Here is a 17,371-nt window from a genome sequence, read left to right as displayed (position 1 = left end):
TAACTCCATCTAACTATAAACTCGTAAACTCGTAAACCTATGAACTATATGACCTTACCCGTCATTCCCAGCCTCGAAGGGTTTCATTGCAGAACGTACAATAGAAAGGAGCTAATCCTGCTTGAAAAAGCGACCCATTGCAATCTGTACAATAGATTCCAACAGTAACCTCTTATCCGGCGAACTGCAATCGCGACATTTGTTGAATAATTTTCCATCCAAACGCAACCTTAATCCTCCAATCCGCATCTTATTAGTAAAGGGAGGGGAGCTACATCTGAATATTATAGAGAGAATTGTGGCAAAAGATGAGTCAGCTCTCCGCCTGTTAATGGACGAATATGGAGATATGCTGCTGCGAACCGCTTCTTTACTGCTCAAAGATAGACAAAGTGCCGAAGAAGCGGTACAAGATACTTTTATTCAAGCTTATGCCAAAATGAGTCAGTTACAGGAACCGGATCGGCTGAAGGCATGGCTGATACGGATAGTGGTCAATCGCTGCCGCATGAGGCAACGGACTTGGAGCTGGCGTAATATTTTCCCGGCGGGAGGGTCAGAGCTGCAAACCAACGAGGATGCTGACTTCACAGCCGGAGCGGAAGAGCTTTTTATGGTGGAATGGCATAACGTGAGGCTCGCCGAGTCCATGAGAAATCTCGATTATCTATACCGTGAATGTCTGACGTTATATTACTTTCATGAGATGAGTATCCGGGAAATTTCCGAGCAATTAAATACATCTGAAAATACGATCAAATCCAGACTCGCCAGAGGCCGGACGCTCTTAAAAAAGATTTTGGTGAAGGAGGGACATTTCTTATGAATACAGAACGCGATGCGATCAAAAAGCAGCTGGATGAAGAATTAAAGAACCTCCAGTTCACTGGACACGACCGGGTCATTAAGCAGACTCATCCTCCAACCTTTGGAGCCCGTTTATTGGCGCTGTGGAATAAAGAAATTGAGATCCCTGTCAAACCTATAGGTGCGATCGGTGCTATTATTTTAGTAGTTTCGCTTACCCTACATCAACCAGAGGTTAAACAACAGCCACAACAAAATACCCCGCAGCGTGCGAACCGAGAACTAATCGAAGCTGGAGGCAATACGTATTGGAAGGATATCTACGAGCAGGCGGTGAAAAAACATGAGAATTAAGATAAAAATCAAACATCTGGTGTTATTCGTGTTACTCCCTGCCTCCCTGCTTATTCTTCTGTTTAACTTCTTACCTTCACAAAGGCAGATAGATCAGAGCACAGCTATTCAATCTAACATAGCTAGAACTGATCTTCTGCAAAAGCTGGCTTCCACAACCGGGAGTAAACGTATCGAGCTAATCCGTACAAACATCCTTGATAAGGATCACAGCTATGATCCCTACAGATATGACGTTAATGTCAGCCCTTCGATGAGCCAGTGGAGTAATGATGAAACCCAGCGTTCCGGTCTGTTACCGGAGGACATAGTACCTTTGCTTGAGGAATATATCCTTGAGGGGCCTTCGGATAATACACGTATATTTGCGGCTAAGCAGTTAGCTTATGAATATGATGCTCTTGGCCAAAAGGAAGATGGAGATCAAGCGCTAATCACCGCAACGAAACAGTCAAACAGCAACTCCGATATAGCTAAACAACTGGAGCTCCTTCGAGCGGAGCGAGCTCTAAATAGTGGCGATATAACAACCGCTGAAACAATTCTTGAACAAACCCCCTTTCCATCCGAGTATCAGGAAGAGCTAAACGCACAAAAAGCATGGCTTACCGGGCGTTTACTCTTTACAAAAGGCGAAGCGCAGGAAGCACTTGCCGTAGTAAAAGATGGCTTGGAGAGCTACAAAAAATTCTGGCAGGATATTCATAAACAAATGAACGCTGCCACCAGCAGTTCGAACGAAGGCTCCACAGACAATACAGGATCAGCAGCAGCAGCACCAGAAGCTGGGACTTCAGATACTGAAAGACAGCTGGAATCGCTTCGAACCGCAATTCAGTCTGCTATAGATATGGGAAATACTTCAACTGCTGTCGTCTCCGGTACCCTTACACGAAGCGATGGCACCCCAGTTCCGCGGGCAGGTATTTTTCTCCGTGCTGAAAGCGAAGTTAACCATAGCATCACTTCTGCTGAACCCTACCGAATCGTCACAGATACTGAAGGACGTTTCGAATTTCACGGTGTGATTCCGGGCTTTTATCAGTTACAGCTTGGACTTGGCTATGATCAGATCGACGGCTGGACCTGGCCTGTACAATATGACGATTGGATTGAAGTTAAACCGGATGGCAGGTTGAATGAGAGCATAGTTCTACAACCTCTGCTTGAGCTGCAGTCTCCCATTAATCAGGAAACCCTAACGGGCAAGACCATAGATTTCCGCTGGAAAGCTGTTGAAGGTGCAGCTTACTATCGTTTAAGCGGTGGCGGGGAGGGGGCCGTGTTGGGTGTACAAATTCGGGATCGTATTGTAGATAATCATATCTCCATTCCAGTAGAAGAACTTTACGATGGCGGCGGTTTTTCCTATGGCAGCAGTGGAGATGGCTGGGAATCTATTGACCCCCTCTCCCTTCTCGGATTTATGAATCCCGAAGTGCGCTTTTCTTGGAATATTGAAGCCTTAGATGCAGATGGACGCCTGATTACCCGCAGTAATGGCTACAGGCTGAACGAAGACACTGTCGGCAATCTGCCGTTCTTTTATCTCAAGGAAAGAGAGCTTACTGCGGCTGACCAACTACTACTGGATAAGAAAACGGATCAGGCACTAGAAATGTACCAACAAAATATTGCCGATGACCCACAGGATGTTCATGCCCTGCACATGCTAGTAAAGATGATGCTGGCAAAATCGTCCCTCACAAAGGATACAACATTAGAAGATAAGGCGATTCCTTTACTCGAAAAGCTAATACAACTACAGCCTTCTACTAATTATGCCTTCACATTATCGCAGTACTATTTTGACCATGCCGACTGGAAGTCGTATAACGAATATTATTCCTACTACAACGAACTAAACCGACCCAATACTAACGGTTATGTACTTTCTATTAACGCCACAGCCCTCATGCAACAAGGGAAGCTTGAAGAAGCTCGTAAACAATTCGCGATCGCCCTAAAGTATGATGATAGCCATCGTTTTATTGGCAGCTTTTTGGCGGCAGAATTATACGCTGGTGAATCACTCTCTTCGGTAATGACACTTGCTGAGCGTTATCCTGAACTCAGCTTTGGTCATAGTGGGTATCGCTGGCCACAAATGATTAAACAACTGTTAGCGGAACGAAAAAATCAACCTAAAGTCTTTGACCAAGAGTTAAAAGAGAAGCTTGGATGGTATATGAATGGTCAAACTGATGAGTTAAAGCAATGGATCGCAAGTGCCAAACCCTCCGCTCTGAAGACCTTTATGCAGGAGGTTTTAGAGGTACGCTAATTCATTAAAATAAACCAAAATCCGGCCCCGCTCGATAAATTCGAGCATGGACCGGATTTTTAATTACACATAATCTTTTATTTAGATTTAGCTTCCATCATGTAATTCTGGAAATCAGTGATACTTGGGTTAGACATATAATGACCACCCTCTACTTCAATCGTTTGGCCTGTGATGAATTTGGATTCATCCGATGCCAGGAACAAAACCGTATTGCCGATATCATCGGCTTCTCCGTGATAAGGTAGGGCGTTGAATTTTTGAAATATATCCAATACAGCTGGCGGCATATTTCTTGCTGCCGCAGGTGTCAGGATCAGCCCTGGTGCCACGCCGTTACAACGGATTTTGTCTTTACCATATTGTGTAGCGATGTAACGAGTAAGGTTCACAACCGCTGCCTTAGAGGAGCCATAAGCAGTACGCAATGAATCCCCAGCGAATGCTGACATCGAAGCCGTGTTAATGATCGAGCCTCCGCCCGCTTTAATCATATGAGGAATAGCAAAACGGCTGCCTAACAGAACACTTTTAGTATTCACGTTCATCAGGCGATCCCATTCTTCCAAATCTATATTGACCACATCAAGGTCTTTTTGCAGATTAGTTAGACCTACATTATTGAACAATACTGTGATGGTGCCATACTGAGCAACAGTGAAATCAACAGCTTCCTTGATCGAATCCGCTTGGGAGGCATCTAAGAAAAGACCTTCAGCTTCTCCGCCTTCATTTTTAATCTTAGATGCTGCTTCTTTGGCTGCTTCCACATTAAAATCGGCAATGACAACCTTTGCTCCTTCTCTAGCTAATAGAGTGGCAGCTGATAAGCCAATACCTGAAGCGCCTCCAGTTACTAATGCAACTTTACCTTGAACTCTTCCCATGTTCATACCCCTTTATAATGTTATTGTGCTTCTAAGATGACTTGGTTTATGTTTCAGAGCTATCAAAGCTCGTTAACAACTTCTCATAGATTTTCAAGAATTGCTGCAGTTCCTCCTCATTGAGCTTTTGGAACATTTCAGCTCTTAGCTCCTGTCCCTTAAGCTGTGCTTCCTTCAGAACGTCTTTTCCTTTGTCCGTGATAGATAGAAGTACATTCCGTCGATCATCTTCGTTATATTTTCGCTCGGCCATCCCCTGCTTAATTAGTCGATTAGCAATGTTTGTCATTGCTCCTGGCGTATATCCTAGTCTCTTAGCCAAAATAGTCTGCTTCAAGGGGCCTTTTTTATTCAATTCACCCAAGACTAGAACTGGAGATATCCCAATATTGTGATCAAATGCGTTCATCCATCGAACAATAACTTCATTCGTAAATAATTCAACTGCATGTATTAGCTTAAAAATATCTGGATTTTCCAAGAGGTTCTCCTTTGGCATTCATGATGATCGGCTGCTTATAAAAGTATTTTAACACTAAAATATTTAATAGTAAAATACCTAATATTAAAAAAAAGAATGCTTGGTGAAAAGCATTCTTCAAATTGCGGATTTATCAACAACATAAGTGCCAGCCAGCAAATCGTGAATCGCACGTTTACGGGGATGGAATCCAACCAACAAGTAATCCACCAGCATGATTGGACCCAGGATTTGAGTGAGGTCAAAAGCCAAATCCGACCATAAGGATAATTTGGCGGAAATAACGGTAAAGTCATAGCTGCTGACCGCAATTACCATTGAAAGAATCATACTAATCATTCGGAAAACATTTCGAATCAGAGCTTCCTTCACTGTTGGGTAATTCCCGTGTTCATTGACAATTTTTATTTTTAAAATCAGCTTCCCAGGGGTTCCGCCAAATCTAACGATCATAAAGATATCAAATGCGATAAACAAAATGTACTCCAGGATAATAGGTATCTCCGAGTGTAATGAAACAGCTAATGAATTGAGTATCCAGTATACGATAACCCCAGGTATTCCAATGACCAAGAAATCAAGAATGGAAGCCAGCACTCTTTTCCAAAACCCTATGAAATTCTCCTGATCCAAATGCTCGGGTAGAATGTTATCCATGCAAGCACTCCTCTCTCTATCGTTTACTTTGTCGCTCAATCCCTATTTAACAATCCCTTCCTCAGATGCTCTTGGATAATGGGCTCCAGCTCTTTGTTATTTTTAACAATTACCCGTTTATCAGACAGAGTATCCGTTAACTCTATAATCCTATGTGCGGCCTCCTGATCATATCCACTCTCAAATCCCTGATCACTTTATTAGGGTTCAAAATAACGATTAAGTCAGCAGCTTTAAAACTCTCTTGTCCCCATTTGTAATGTGCACCTTCCAGAATCCATGAGGGTTTATCAAGGATTTCTTCCAACTGAGCATCCCTTGCTTCAACTGAAAAACGCAAATTCTCGGCACTTCTGTCCCATACCAAGTTGTCTGTCTCGTAATACTCTACACCATATTTTCTAGATAACTCCCGGGCGATATAGGATTTGCCGCTGCCGCAAGCTCCAATGATTCTAATCTTCATAAGATCAGCCCAGCCCTAGCGGCAGGATTATTAGTCCTATGGAAATTACGGTGATTACTCTTGTGGTGAGGAGCGTTAGCTTTTGGTTCTTCTCTGATTTATACCAGCCTTTAAACTGAAAATGATTCCGGTACAGCATAAAAAATAACAATAAATTCCCGAATCCCATACTCCAGTTATACACGGGCTGACCAAATATCAATTGATAGATCAATCTTTCTGCCCAACCCAAAACTAATAAAGTCAGCACAAGCAATATACATAATCGAAGTAATTCCAATATAAAAGAGCCCAATTTCAGCAATTCTGCAACCATCCTCTCAAGGTTTCTTTATCGCCAAAAAATCCACATTCCTCCAAATTATACACCTTACACCTTACGTCTCCTATCTAAAAACACAACCTGTTCAAGATAAATACATCCTGAGCAAGGTTGTGTTTTTTATCAGCTTAGGAGGATGCGGGTTTCCCCTCGCCCCTTAGTTCCTGTATTTGTCGCTGCAAATTAACGATTTCCGCCACTAGCGCTGCATTTTCCGCCTCAGAATCCACACTGCTACTCTGAATCAACTGATTCAGACGCAGCTGCAGAAGGGCAAGGTCATCCTCCCGAGCCTGTTCTATACCAGTAAGCAGACGGGTTCTGTCTTTTGCGAAGTATTCAGCATACGTTCCTTGAAAAAACTTTGGTGCCTGAGACGGCTCTAATATCACCAAGCGATTAGCCACTTTAGAGTGAAGATAACGGTCATGAGAGACCATCACTAGTCCACCGGGATACACCATCAGTGCCTCTTCTACACGTTCCCTAGTGTCAATGTCCAGATAATTAGTGGGTTCATCTAAGACCAATAAATTCGCTTTTCCAAAATACAACTTGAGGAAAGCCACACGGCATTTCTCCCCCAGACTCAAATCCCCAATCCGTTTAAATACATCGTCCCGCGTAAATAAAAAGCAACCCAAAATTGTCCGCGCCTCCGTCTGGGTCATTCCCGGCAGTTCAAGCAAGCTATCCAGAATCGTAGAGTTCATCTCTAAGTTATCTAGCTCTTGTGCAAAATAACCGATTGTCGTCCGTGGATGCAGCCGTACTTCACCTTTTATAGGCTTATTGATCCCTGCAATTAATTTCAACAGCGTAGACTTTCCAACACCATTAGGACCCAGAATAGACAATCGGTCTCCCCGATTTAGCGACAAGCTGAAATTCCTAAGAAAAGGCGCACTCCCCTTATAGGCAAACTCTATCTCACGGAGTGTCAGTAAAGAATCTGCCAGAAACTCTTCGCTTTCCAGCTTCATCTTCAGCTTGCCAGTCTCGCGGGGCAATTCTACACGGTTCTTATTTAACCGTTCCAGCGCAGCTTCCTTGGCATGAAAACGAGACACATTTTTCTTGGATTTCGAACGCAGGAAATCGTTTTGTCCGGCAGCACGATGCGCTTGCTGGAACCATTCTGCATACCGCCTAATGCTCTCCAACAGCTTCTCCTTTTCTTGCTCCTGCTTTTTATATTGTCCCTCCAATGTTCTCAACTCTATAGTCTTCTGCTCCCGGTACTGTGTATATCCACCCGAATAACGCCGGCATCCCTCCGGACTAAGCTCCAGCACAGACGTCGCAGTTCGATCAATAAATGTACGATCATGTGATACATAAAACACGGTTCCAGGGTAGTTGCACACCCAATGCTCCAACCACTCCATCGTTTCTCCATCTATGTGATTGGTCGGTTCATCCAGAATCAATAGCTTGGGCTGCCGGGCTAATAATGCTGCTAATTGCACCCGTGTCTTTTGCCCTCCACTAAGTGAGGCGTATGGCAATTCCCAGACTGCATGTTCAAGCTTGAGCTGCTTTAGACTTTTTTCCGCTTTGACCTCCCAGCCATATCCATCAAGCTGCAAGTAACGATCGTACACCTCTGCATATTCAGCCAACTCAGCTTCGTTATCAGCTTTCTGCTCCTGCAATCTCTGACTGAGGGCTTCGAGCTGGCGTTTTAATTCAGGCAGCTGCGCTGACCCTGAAAGAACGTAGTCCAATGCGGTTACTTCCCCTGGTACCTCAAGCTGTTGATCGAGCACACCCCATTCTTCAGATGACAGGCCATGATAGATACTTCCCTCTTCAAAAGTAAGCCGACCGATCAGCCCCTTAAGCAGTGTGGTTTTGCCAATCCCATTTCGTCCAAATAAAAGCACGCGCTCTCCTTCTGCTATCTCAAAGGATACCTCCTTAAATAAAGGGATCCCGTTCCATTCCTTACGTAAATTCTTCGCTTTAATTACAGTCATCTTTCATTCCTCCGATTTCATTGCAAATAAAAAACCGCAGCCAGCGGTCTGCGGTCGAATAGCGTATGAAGGGGGAATGTGCCCAGACATGGATAGACTACGGCCGTGATCACCTGCTGGATGCAGAGTAAACCAACACAATAGATAGAACTATCCATATAAAAGCATCGTAAGGCCCCCGACCGACAAACGTATCCCTGACCGTTATCACCCTGCGCGGGTGCTCCGTGACTTGTGCATATGCACTTCACAAACTTTATGGTCTGTTTCAGGAAACGTGTTAGTTATTCATCAGTCGGTGGCCCTCCGTAATTGTCCGTATTTTTAGAATAAGTACAGTATATAACAATTTAAATCAGAAATAAAAGGTCAAGAACAATTATAACTTAATCTTTACCACCTGAGTCTGCGCATTCCACTGCACCTGAACAGCAAATAAATCAGGCAAGATACTCAGCGGAATTAGTAATCGGTTATTTTCATTGCGTGACGGTAAAATCGTAATGGATTTTCCATTCACAATAGCCTTATTGGATAATGGCTTATGTGTCACCGTACGATTGCCGATCGTAATTAGCAGTGCACCTGTCCCCGCTTCACTCTGCAAAGTTCCACCCAGTAAGGCCACGGATTCTCTCAGCGGAACAAACACACGGGAATTTTCCAATATAAAAGGATCCTTCAGCTTTGTTGTCGTCCCATTAATCTCAAAAGTCCCCGCAAACTTATTGCTTCCTACAGAATACCCGTTTTTAGTTGCAATATTCTCCATAGCCAGTGTGCTCGTTGTAATGATAACTCGAGTATTCTTGGCTACTTTTGGATACAGCCAATGAATATCATCATTATGCATTCGAATACAACCAGCGCTAACATACTTCCCTATCGATGACTCATTATTATTGCCGTGAATCGCATACGTCGTGCCATAGGTCCCGTTCACTTCCAGCCCCAGCCAGCGGTCGCCAAGCGGATTGGCCGGATCCCCACCGGGAATTTTCTCTTTGTAGTAGGGTCTGTTTTTTACTTTAACCACCATTTTGAAGCTACCTTCTGGCGTCAGTTCCTTCGACTTCCCTGTGGCAACCGGAAAAGTCTTCACCAGCTTGCCGTCACTGAAATACGCGAGTTTGTTTGTTTTTTTGTTCACGATGATCAGATCTGAGCCAGCAGCTTCCACCCTTCCAACTCCTGTAAAGCAAGCAGCGAACAAAAGCCCAAATACAAGCATCAGTTTAATGTTCCGCTGTAAAAAAGTTTGAAACCGGCCTCCCGAAAAGCATAAATTCATCTTGCTCCACCTCCGTTATATAAAGACGAAATCATTTCAAATATGTTGCGTACCAGCCTGTACCTATTCTTTTCAACTCGTCCCCTCCCGCTTGACGCAGAGATTGCAATACTGTAACCAGTGAATGCACGACAAAAAGCCGACCTTTGGATACGCAAAGATCAGCTAACGCATACACACATAAGTTGCGGACCCTAGAGCCCCTATTTGCAACTTTTTCGCTGTTTTGGGATGCTATCGGACTCCAGAGACCCTATTTGCATCTATTTCGCTGTTTTGAGATCCTATCGGACTCCAGCGCAGTTATTTGCTCAAATCACCTCGAATCCCTTGCTTTTCACGACCAATAGTGTCTCTCGGGTCCGAAACTCGCTCAAAAAACCCTAAAACACGCGAATAGCTGCATCTGAGTCCTTTAGCACAGTTCTACCTTGTTCTTTCCTATGTCTCTATCATTTCTGCCCTATGTCTCATACATTACTGCCCTACGTCTCATACATTACTGCCCTACATCTCATACACTTCTGCCCTATGTCTCATACATTTCCGCCCTACGTCTCATACATTACTGCGTCCGCTCATTTGCCCGTTACCGTTAGCACAGTTACCTACCACATCTGCACCAAAACTCCACCATTTTTCCACCACATCTCCACCACGCTCCGCTCCAGTCCCAGACTAACTGCGCTGCACATTTACCCGTATCCCATTCTACCGAAGCTCAAAGCACCAGCCCCCAAACTAACTACGGTTTTACCATCGAAGATCAGCTAGCGCATAAGCACATTAGTTGCGGACTCCAGAGACCCTATTTGCAACAAATCCGCTGTTTTGAGATGCTATCGGACTCCAGCGCAGTTATTTGCTCAAATCACCTCGAATTCCTTACTTTTCACGACCAATAAGGTCTCTCGGGTCCAAAACTCGCTCCAAAAACCCTAAAACACGCGAATAGCTGCATCTGAGTCCTTTAGCAAACTAGTTCATTTTTGATTGGTAGTTAGTTCGTGTTTAGTTAGCTTTTCGTTCGCTTCTTGTTTCATTTCTTGTTAGTTTCTAGTTCGTTTCTTATTAGCTCCTACTCGTCTCTACCTCCTCCCTATCTCTTTGCCAGCTCATTTCTACTCCCTTCCGCTCTTCCGTTTTCCCCTCCACCCCCACTACACACAGAAAAAGCCTTGATTCTCTTAATAGAGAATCAAGGCTTTCTAAATTGACCTTACACCCACCACATACCCTGAGGTTGGTCATGAATAAGAATGGATTGCAAATTGGTTACTGCACGTTGGAAGCCTTCGTCAACCGTCATAAGAGGGTCTTCATGCTCGATGCTCACCACGTAATCATAACCGTAAGTGCGCAGCGCGCTCATGATATCTGACCACTCAGATATGCTGTGCCCGCAACCAACGGAGCGGAAGGTCCATGCGCGGGTCTGCACATCGCCATAAGGTTGCATATCGGTCAAACCATACATATTGATGTTGTCCTGATCCAAGTAAGTATCCTTGGCATGGAAATGGTGAATCGCGCCAGCTTTACCGAGAATCTTAATAGCACCTACAGGATCAATACCTTGCCACCACAGATGGCTCGGATCCAGATTGGCTCCGATAGCATCGCAGGTTGCTTCTCTAAGCTTCAAAATCGTATAAGGGGTATGGCACAGGAATCCACCATGCAGCTCGATGCCGATCTTAACGTCATGCTCCTCGGCCAGCTTGCCGATTTCCTTCCAGTAAGGGATCAGCTTATGTTCCCACTGCCAGGTTTTGATGTCGCTGTACACGGTAGGCCAAGGCGTGACTGGCCAGTTCGGTGCTTTTGCCTCATCGCTGTCCCCAGCCGTTCCCGAAAAGGTGTTCACGACCTTAACACCCATGAGTGAAGCCAGCTTGATCGATTTACGGAGAATTTCATCCCCAGCGCGGGCTTCTTCTTTATCTGGTGAAATCGGGTTATTATGGCAACTGAAGGCACTGATCATAATGCCACGTTTCGTGAACTTTTCCAAATATTCTTGACGTGCTGACTCGCTGGCAAGCAGCTCATCTGTCGGACAGTGAGCATTACCGGGATTACCACCCGAGCCGATTTCTACCGCATTCAAACCTGCGGCGGCGATTTTATCTAACATCTCGTCAAGACTCAAGCTTCCAAATACAGGATCAAATACGCCTAATTTCATTTATACGACCACCTTTTCTTTGATAGGCTCTAAGGCTTCAGAATGTCCGTAAACCGGATAGTCACGTTTCGTTGGGGCACACCAGTTCACGCCATTGATGATAACTTTTTGAATATCCTTGTTGTAATAGGTTGGGTAAGATTCATGACCAGGCTGGAAATAAAAGATCTTCCCGCTGCCTCTACGGTAGGTCGATCCGCTTGGGAAGACGTTGCCGCCTTCGAACCAGCCGACAAATACAAGACTCTCTGGTGCTGGCACATCAAAATGCGCACCGTACATTTCCTCTTGCTCCAAGTCGATGTATTCACCAATGCCCTCAGCAATCGGGTGACTTGGGTCCATGACCCACAGGCGCTCCTTCTCCTCAGCTTCACGCCATTTCAGATCGCAGCTGGTGCCCATTAATTTCATAAAGATTTTGGACATATGGCCCGAATGAAGCACTACAAGTCCCATACCTTGCAGCACTCGCGCATGTACACGGTTTACAATCTCATCACTTACTTCATGATGGGCGATATGTCCCCACCAGATCAGTACATCCGTGTTATCCAATACCTCTTGCGTCAGTCCATGCTCTGGTTCATCCAGCGTAGCTGTCTTAGTGTCCAGTCCTGCTTCTTGAAGGAAGCTGGCCAGTTGTCCATGAATACCTTGCGGATAGACCTTAAGAATTCTTTCTTCCTGCCGTTCATGACGGAATTCATTCCATACGGTTACTCTTGTCACTTGGGACACACTCCTAGTTCATATTTATCTATGACCATCGAATTTGCTTAATTATTCAAAAACACAGGCATTCCAGTTTCAGAGGATTTATAAATAGCCTCCAAGATGCGAGTCACAACCAACGCCTGCTCCGGCTTCACCACAGGCTCGGTGTCATTTACAATGCTGTCAATCCACTGAGCTGCCTCTATCATCGCAGGATCATCTCCCGCACCATCATAAAAGTCGACGCCACCGGCATCCAGACCGATATGCTTTTCAAAGGTTTTACCGTAGGCTTCTCCGTTAATGCGCAGACCGTTCTCCATATCTGCTCCGCCTTCAGTCCCACAAAGTACCGTTTTGGCCTCACCGACATCGAGTGTATTCAGTGCCCAGCTTGCTTCTAAGACGATGGTAGCCCCATTCTCCATAGTGATGAATCCAATGGCGGAATCCTCAACTGTAAACTTCTCAGGATCCCACGGGCCCCAAGCATTTGCAGCATTTTTACGACCGGACAGCTTATGATAAGCGTTGCCCACGACATATTTAGGTTTGTAATTATCCATCATCCACAGGGTCAAATCGAGCGCATGGGTGCCGATATCAATCAACGGACCGCCGCCTTGCGCTTCTTCATCCAAAAACACACCCCAAGTTGGGACAGCGCGACGACGGATAGCCTTAGCTCTGGCGTAATAGATCTCACCAAGCTCATTATTCTCACATACCGCATGCAGATAAGCTGAATCTGGTCTGAAACGGTTCTGATAACCGATGGTCAGCTTTTTCCCAGTTCGCTCTGAGGCCTCGATCATCGCTTGTGCTTCTGCCGTGGTTTTAGCCATCGGCTTCTCACACATTACGTGTTTGCCTGCTTCCATAGCCGCAATGGAAATCTCCGCATGGGAAATGTTCGGCGTACATACATGAATCACATCTATACTTGCATCGTTAAGAAGCTCTTTATAATCTGTGTAAACTACGGACTGCTCATCTCCAAACTCCGCTTTTGCCTTCTCGGCACGTTCAGCGACGATATCACAAAAAGCAACCATTCGCGCACCTTCTACTTTTTTTAACGCGGGCATGTGCTTGCCGTTCGCAATACCTCCGCAGCCGATAATTCCTACTGTTAAAGTCATTCTGGTCTAACCTCCACTTATTCCTGTTTTGATATCTCTATCATACAAAGCTGAGGAAGGGCTTTCTTCCTGCAATCTTGCTGTATTATTCCCGAATATTGTCTTGTGGTATTTCAGCGGGGATATCCCCGTTGCTTCCTTGAAAAAATGATGGAAGGTCTTCACGCTGCCAAACCCGGCTGCTTCCGCCACGGCAGACATCGGCAGATCTTCATTGATCAAGATCCATTTGGCTTTGTTAAGCCGGTATTCATTTAAGAACGCGATAAAGGTCATGCCCGTGTTTTTCTTGAACAATTTGGTGAAATAATAAGGACTAAAACCCATATAATTAGCTACCTCATTCAGCGAAATAGCCTCCTGATAATGCTGCTCCACATAAATAAAAATCCGCTCTAGTCTCTCCAGTGTTTCTCTGGATTGATTCAGTGTATCTTCCGAGAACTTAGGCTGTTTCTTGATCGGACTCTTCGGCACCTCCCGTAAAATAACGGTCAGCAGTTCAAACAATCTAGCCTTGATTAGAAAAACATACCCTTCTCTTCGCTGTACATCTTCCTCGTAAATACTCTCAATCAGCCCTTTGACCTTCGCGGCAGTTGCCACGGGCCATCTTGAACTGGAATACTCCATAAGCGTAAAGACCTCACGAAGTGAGTAGTCATTACCGTTCAAAGCGGCTACTTCTTGGAACAAATTCAGGTCAAATTGAATCACTACCCGTTCACTCTCAGGTGAAGAGAGAAAATAATGCACATCCCCACCATTGATAAACTGAACCTCGCCCTGCTCCATGTGAATAGGGGTATCGTTAATTCCCAGATTCAGGCTTCCTTTGGTAACATAGATAATTTCAATTTCTTTATGCCAATGCGGATAACACAACGTATCACCATTGCAGAGTAAACTGCGGTAAGGAAAGTGCTTATCTACATCCGGAATCTCGAGATAAATATTCATAAATGCAACTCCTTATCCGAGTAAATCATTAAAACCAGGGCTTGCATGCCATATTTTAAAATTTTACGTAAGCGTTTACTCTCTAAATGTTAGACCTCCAATATTCTTTTGTCAATTCCGATATTTCTAAGTAAATTTTTGGTATATACATCGGTATCATTCCTATTAAAAGATTACTGCTCTTGCGTAGTTTTGATCATTTTTTTATTTTTTAAGTACAGTTGACAAAAGCGCCTACCAGCATTTATATTCGGGGTAAGCGTTTACGTTCTCTTCCTTCATAACTTACTCTCATCAGCGTAAGCGTTTAATTCAAGGATAACCGTAGTTTAAGGAGCTCATAGGAATGAACCCAACGATTAAAGATGTTGCACAGAAAGCGAACGTTTCTATTGCCACAGTCTCTCGCGTGCTAAACAATTTAAGTGGGTATTCGGACAAAACGAAACAAAAGGTAAATGAGGCGATCAAAGAAATTGGTTATCAACCCAATGCGATTGCCCGGGGTCTAATCAATAAGCGTACACAGACCATTGGTGTTATGTTCCCTAGTGTTTCTGGTGCCTTCTCTTCCGATCTGCTCAAAGGTATTGAAGAATTGGCCAATGACCGGAACTACAGTGTGATGGTATGCAATACCGATCAGGACGGTAAAAGAACGTTGAAGTATTTGCAGCTCCTGAGAGAGAAACAGGTTGATGGCATTATTTTTTCTAGTGAAGTCCTTAAGAAAGAATATTACGATGTGCTAGAAACCATGAGGATCCCCGTTGTACTGGTCTCTTCCCAAACAGAATTCGCCAAGGTCCCTTATGTGAAAGTAGATGATTATCGAGCAGCTTTTGACGCTATCCTCTACTTAATTTCAAAAGGTCACCGCAAAATAGCCATGATTAGTGGGAACCCTAGCGATCTTATCGCTGGTGCGCCAAGAGCAGAAGGTTACAAGCATGCGCTTGAAGCAAATGGCATTCCTTTTGACAGCCGCTATCTTGCTTACGGAGATTTTTTGTATGAGAGCGGAAGTATAGCTATGGAGACTCTTTTGGAGCAAGCGCCTGATGTGACTGCCGTTTTTGCTGCTAGTGATGAAATGGCGATTGGTGCCCTCTCCACCGTTATCAAAAATGGTCTAAGCGTGCCCGAGGATATCTCCATTATGGGATATGACGATCTTGGATTAGCCAAAATGGTTATTCCGCCTTTAACAACAGTACGCCAACCGCTGTACGATATTGGAAAGATCGCCGTGGAGAAGCTCATTCAGATGATTGAAACAGGCGAGTCTGTGAACAGCCAGATTGTCGATCACACAATTGTGGAAAGACAAACGGTAAGATCGCTTACCTAAGTCTTTTTATCAATATTACGTAAACGTTTACTGTTTCTTTTATGGCATACCCGTCGCTTAGAAGAACATGAATATCATTTAAATTTGCAATCAACGTAAACGTTTACTCTTACCAAATTCACCATAATACCAACACATTATTAGGAGGATTTATCATGAAAAAAACAATTAAACCCGTAATGGTTAGTCTACTGGCTATGTCCGTGCTTAGCGCCTGCGGTAGCAATAGTGGTAACAATGCGGCTGACAACACATCTAGCGGCGGGAACTCCTCCGGTGACAAGGTGAAAATCGAGTTTTTCCAAAATAAGACCGAAGCCAAAGCCACCTTCGACAAGCTGGTTGCGAAATTTAATGAAGCCAATCCGAACATCGTAGTCACTCAAGTGAACCCACCGGATGCCGAAACAGTACTGAAGACTCGTGCAGCTAAAAAAGACATTCCTGACGTGGTCGGTATCGGTGCCACTGACACCTACAAAACATTATCCGGAAGTGGTCTGTTTGAAGACTTCTCTAGTGATCCACTTGCTGAAAGTATCCAGCCTGCTTATGTTCAAATGCTGAAAGACCTGACGGGTTCTAGCGAGCTGAATGGTCTTCCATTCTCTTCGAACGCAAGTGGTGTCATTTACAATAAAGCGATGTTCACTGAAGCCGGCGTTACTGTGCCAACCACTTGGGACGAGTTCATTGCCGTCGCTCAAAAGTTCAAGGACAGCGGTAAAAATGCTTTTTACCTGACCCTTAAGGATTCCTGGACAACCCTTACGCCGTTCAACTCCCTCTCTACAATCATAAAAGGCAATGATTTCTTCAAGCAGCGTACTGAAGGTACTGTGACTTTCGCAGACAGCTTCAACGAAATTGCTGAAAAGCTGCTTAAGCTGACGGAGTTCGGTCAGAAAGATATTTTTGGAAAAGGCTACAATGACGGCAACACAGCTTTCGCAAAAGGTGAATCTGCAATGTATCTGCAAGGGGTATGGGCGATCCCAGAAATCGTGAAGGCTAATCCATCCATTGAGCTTGGTGTATTCCCTTTCCCAGCGACAAATGATGCTGCTAACAATAAGGTCATTTCTGGCGTAGACACATTGTTGACTATCTCTAAGAGCACTAAACATAAAGAAGAAGCTAAAAAATTCGTTGAATTCCTGCTCCAGCCTGAGAATGTCAGCCTCTACATTAACGAGCAAAAAGCATTCCCAGCTGTGCAAGGTGTAACACAAGATGATCCGACAATGGACGGCTTCAAAGCAGCATTTACCTCAGGTAACTTGGCCGACTTTGCGGACCACTACATCCCAAGTGCCATGAAAGTGGATACCATCAATCAAGCCTTCCTGCAAAAGAAAGATGTTGATGCGTACCTGAAACAGCTTGATAAAGAATGGGATAAGGTAGCTGACCGGAAATAACAAGACCTGACAAATAAGAGCCGAGAAAGAGAACGGGACTCCCCCTTCTCTTTCTCTTTTCCAA

16 protein-coding genes are annotated in these 17,371 nt (G+C 44.5%); 5 read left to right on the top strand and 11 right to left on the bottom strand.

All coding sequences use genetic code 11. From position 1 onward, the window contains the following. Positions 1-121 precede the first annotated feature (121 nt). From NSS82_RS06385 to NSS82_RS06375, 3 genes are read left to right on the top strand one after another with little or no spacing between them, the layout of a single operon-like run. A complete protein-coding gene (locus NSS82_RS06385; RefSeq protein WP_305953530.1) occupies positions 122-826 on the top strand; it encodes an RNA polymerase sigma factor in 705 nt (234 codons plus the stop codon). Then, complete coding sequence (locus tag NSS82_RS06380) at positions 823-1,161, top strand: hypothetical protein (protein ID WP_076104682.1); 339 nt, start codon at positions 823-825, stop codon at positions 1,159-1,161. Before NSS82_RS06385 ends, NSS82_RS06380 begins: the two co-directional genes overlap by 4 nt. Then, a complete protein-coding gene (locus tag NSS82_RS06375) occupies positions 1,151-3,445 on the top strand; it encodes a carboxypeptidase-like regulatory domain-containing protein (protein ID WP_076104683.1) in 2,295 nt (764 codons plus the stop codon). The genes NSS82_RS06380 and NSS82_RS06375 overlap by 11 nt, the downstream gene beginning before the upstream one ends. A 77-nt stretch (positions 3,446-3,522) precedes the next feature. On the opposite strand, the gene NSS82_RS06370 is transcribed toward NSS82_RS06375, so the two are convergent. From NSS82_RS06370 to NSS82_RS06320, 11 genes are all read right to left on the bottom strand, one after another. After that, positions 3,523-4,332: an SDR family NAD(P)-dependent oxidoreductase gene (locus NSS82_RS06370; RefSeq protein ID WP_076104684.1), complete on the bottom strand. Its 810-nt coding sequence runs from the start codon at positions 4,330-4,332 to the stop codon at positions 3,523-3,525. A 46-nt stretch (positions 4,333-4,378) separates the two neighbouring features. Beyond that, on the bottom strand, positions 4,379-4,813 hold the full coding sequence (locus NSS82_RS06365) for a MarR family winged helix-turn-helix transcriptional regulator (protein WP_036680418.1): 435 nt from the start codon (positions 4,811-4,813) through the stop codon (positions 4,379-4,381). A gap of 117 nt (positions 4,814-4,930) precedes the next feature. Further along, a complete protein-coding gene (locus NSS82_RS06360; protein WP_038569014.1) occupies positions 4,931-5,470 on the bottom strand; it encodes an RDD family protein in 540 nt (179 codons plus the stop codon). A gap of 142 nt (positions 5,471-5,612) precedes the next feature. After that, positions 5,613-5,936 (bottom strand): hypothetical protein, encoded by a 324-nt coding sequence (locus NSS82_RS06355; RefSeq protein ID WP_076104685.1) that lies wholly within the window; start codon positions 5,934-5,936, stop codon positions 5,613-5,615. 4 nt (positions 5,937-5,940) lie between these two features. Next, entirely contained in the window at positions 5,941-6,240 is a 300-nt protein-coding gene (locus tag NSS82_RS06350) for a hypothetical protein (protein ID WP_143759033.1), read from the bottom strand. 146 nt (positions 6,241-6,386) lie between these two features. Next, positions 6,387-8,237, bottom strand: a complete 1,851-nt coding sequence (gene abc-f / locus NSS82_RS06345; protein ID WP_076104687.1) for a ribosomal protection-like ABC-F family protein — start codon at positions 8,235-8,237, stop codon at positions 6,387-6,389. 379 nt (positions 8,238-8,616) lie between these two features. After that, positions 8,617-9,528 carry a L,D-transpeptidase family protein gene (locus NSS82_RS06340; protein ID WP_052096810.1) on the bottom strand — a complete coding sequence of 304 codons (912 nt, stop codon included), beginning with the start codon at positions 9,526-9,528 and terminating at the stop codon, positions 8,617-8,619. Between the two features lie 1,219 nt (positions 9,529-10,747). Further along, positions 10,748-11,716 (bottom strand): sugar phosphate isomerase/epimerase family protein, encoded by a 969-nt coding sequence (locus NSS82_RS06335; RefSeq protein WP_076186757.1) that lies wholly within the window; start codon positions 11,714-11,716, stop codon positions 10,748-10,750. Beyond that, complete coding sequence (locus NSS82_RS06330; protein ID WP_036680406.1) at positions 11,717-12,448, bottom strand: ThuA domain-containing protein; 732 nt, start codon at positions 12,446-12,448, stop codon at positions 11,717-11,719. A 47-nt stretch (positions 12,449-12,495) separates the two neighbouring features. Next, complete coding sequence (locus NSS82_RS06325) at positions 12,496-13,575, bottom strand: Gfo/Idh/MocA family protein (RefSeq protein ID WP_036680405.1); 1,080 nt, start codon at positions 13,573-13,575, stop codon at positions 12,496-12,498. Between the two features lie 6 nt (positions 13,576-13,581). After that, positions 13,582-14,535 (bottom strand): AraC family transcriptional regulator, encoded by a 954-nt coding sequence (locus tag NSS82_RS06320; protein WP_052096809.1) that lies wholly within the window; start codon positions 14,533-14,535, stop codon positions 13,582-13,584. Positions 14,536-14,881: 346 nt separating this feature from the next. Between NSS82_RS06320 and NSS82_RS06315 the strand changes: the two genes are divergently transcribed. Together NSS82_RS06315 and NSS82_RS06310 are read left to right on the top strand one after the other, a co-directional pair. After that, a complete protein-coding gene (locus NSS82_RS06315) occupies positions 14,882-15,886 on the top strand; it encodes a LacI family DNA-binding transcriptional regulator (protein ID WP_036680403.1) in 1,005 nt (334 codons plus the stop codon). A gap of 155 nt (positions 15,887-16,041) precedes the next feature. Further along, entirely contained in the window at positions 16,042-17,307 is a 1,266-nt protein-coding gene (locus tag NSS82_RS06310; RefSeq protein ID WP_038569000.1) for an ABC transporter substrate-binding protein, read from the top strand. The last annotated feature ends 64 nt before the right edge of the window (positions 17,308-17,371 follow it).

This window comes from Paenibacillus sp. FSL H7-0735 (genome assembly GCF_038008505.1).
In the GTDB taxonomy this organism is placed as follows: Bacteria; Bacillota; Bacilli; order Paenibacillales; family Paenibacillaceae; genus Paenibacillus_AQ; species Paenibacillus_AQ odorifer.
The sequence above is the reverse complement of the archived record's forward strand: the minus strand, read 5'-3'. Positions and strand labels throughout refer to the sequence as shown.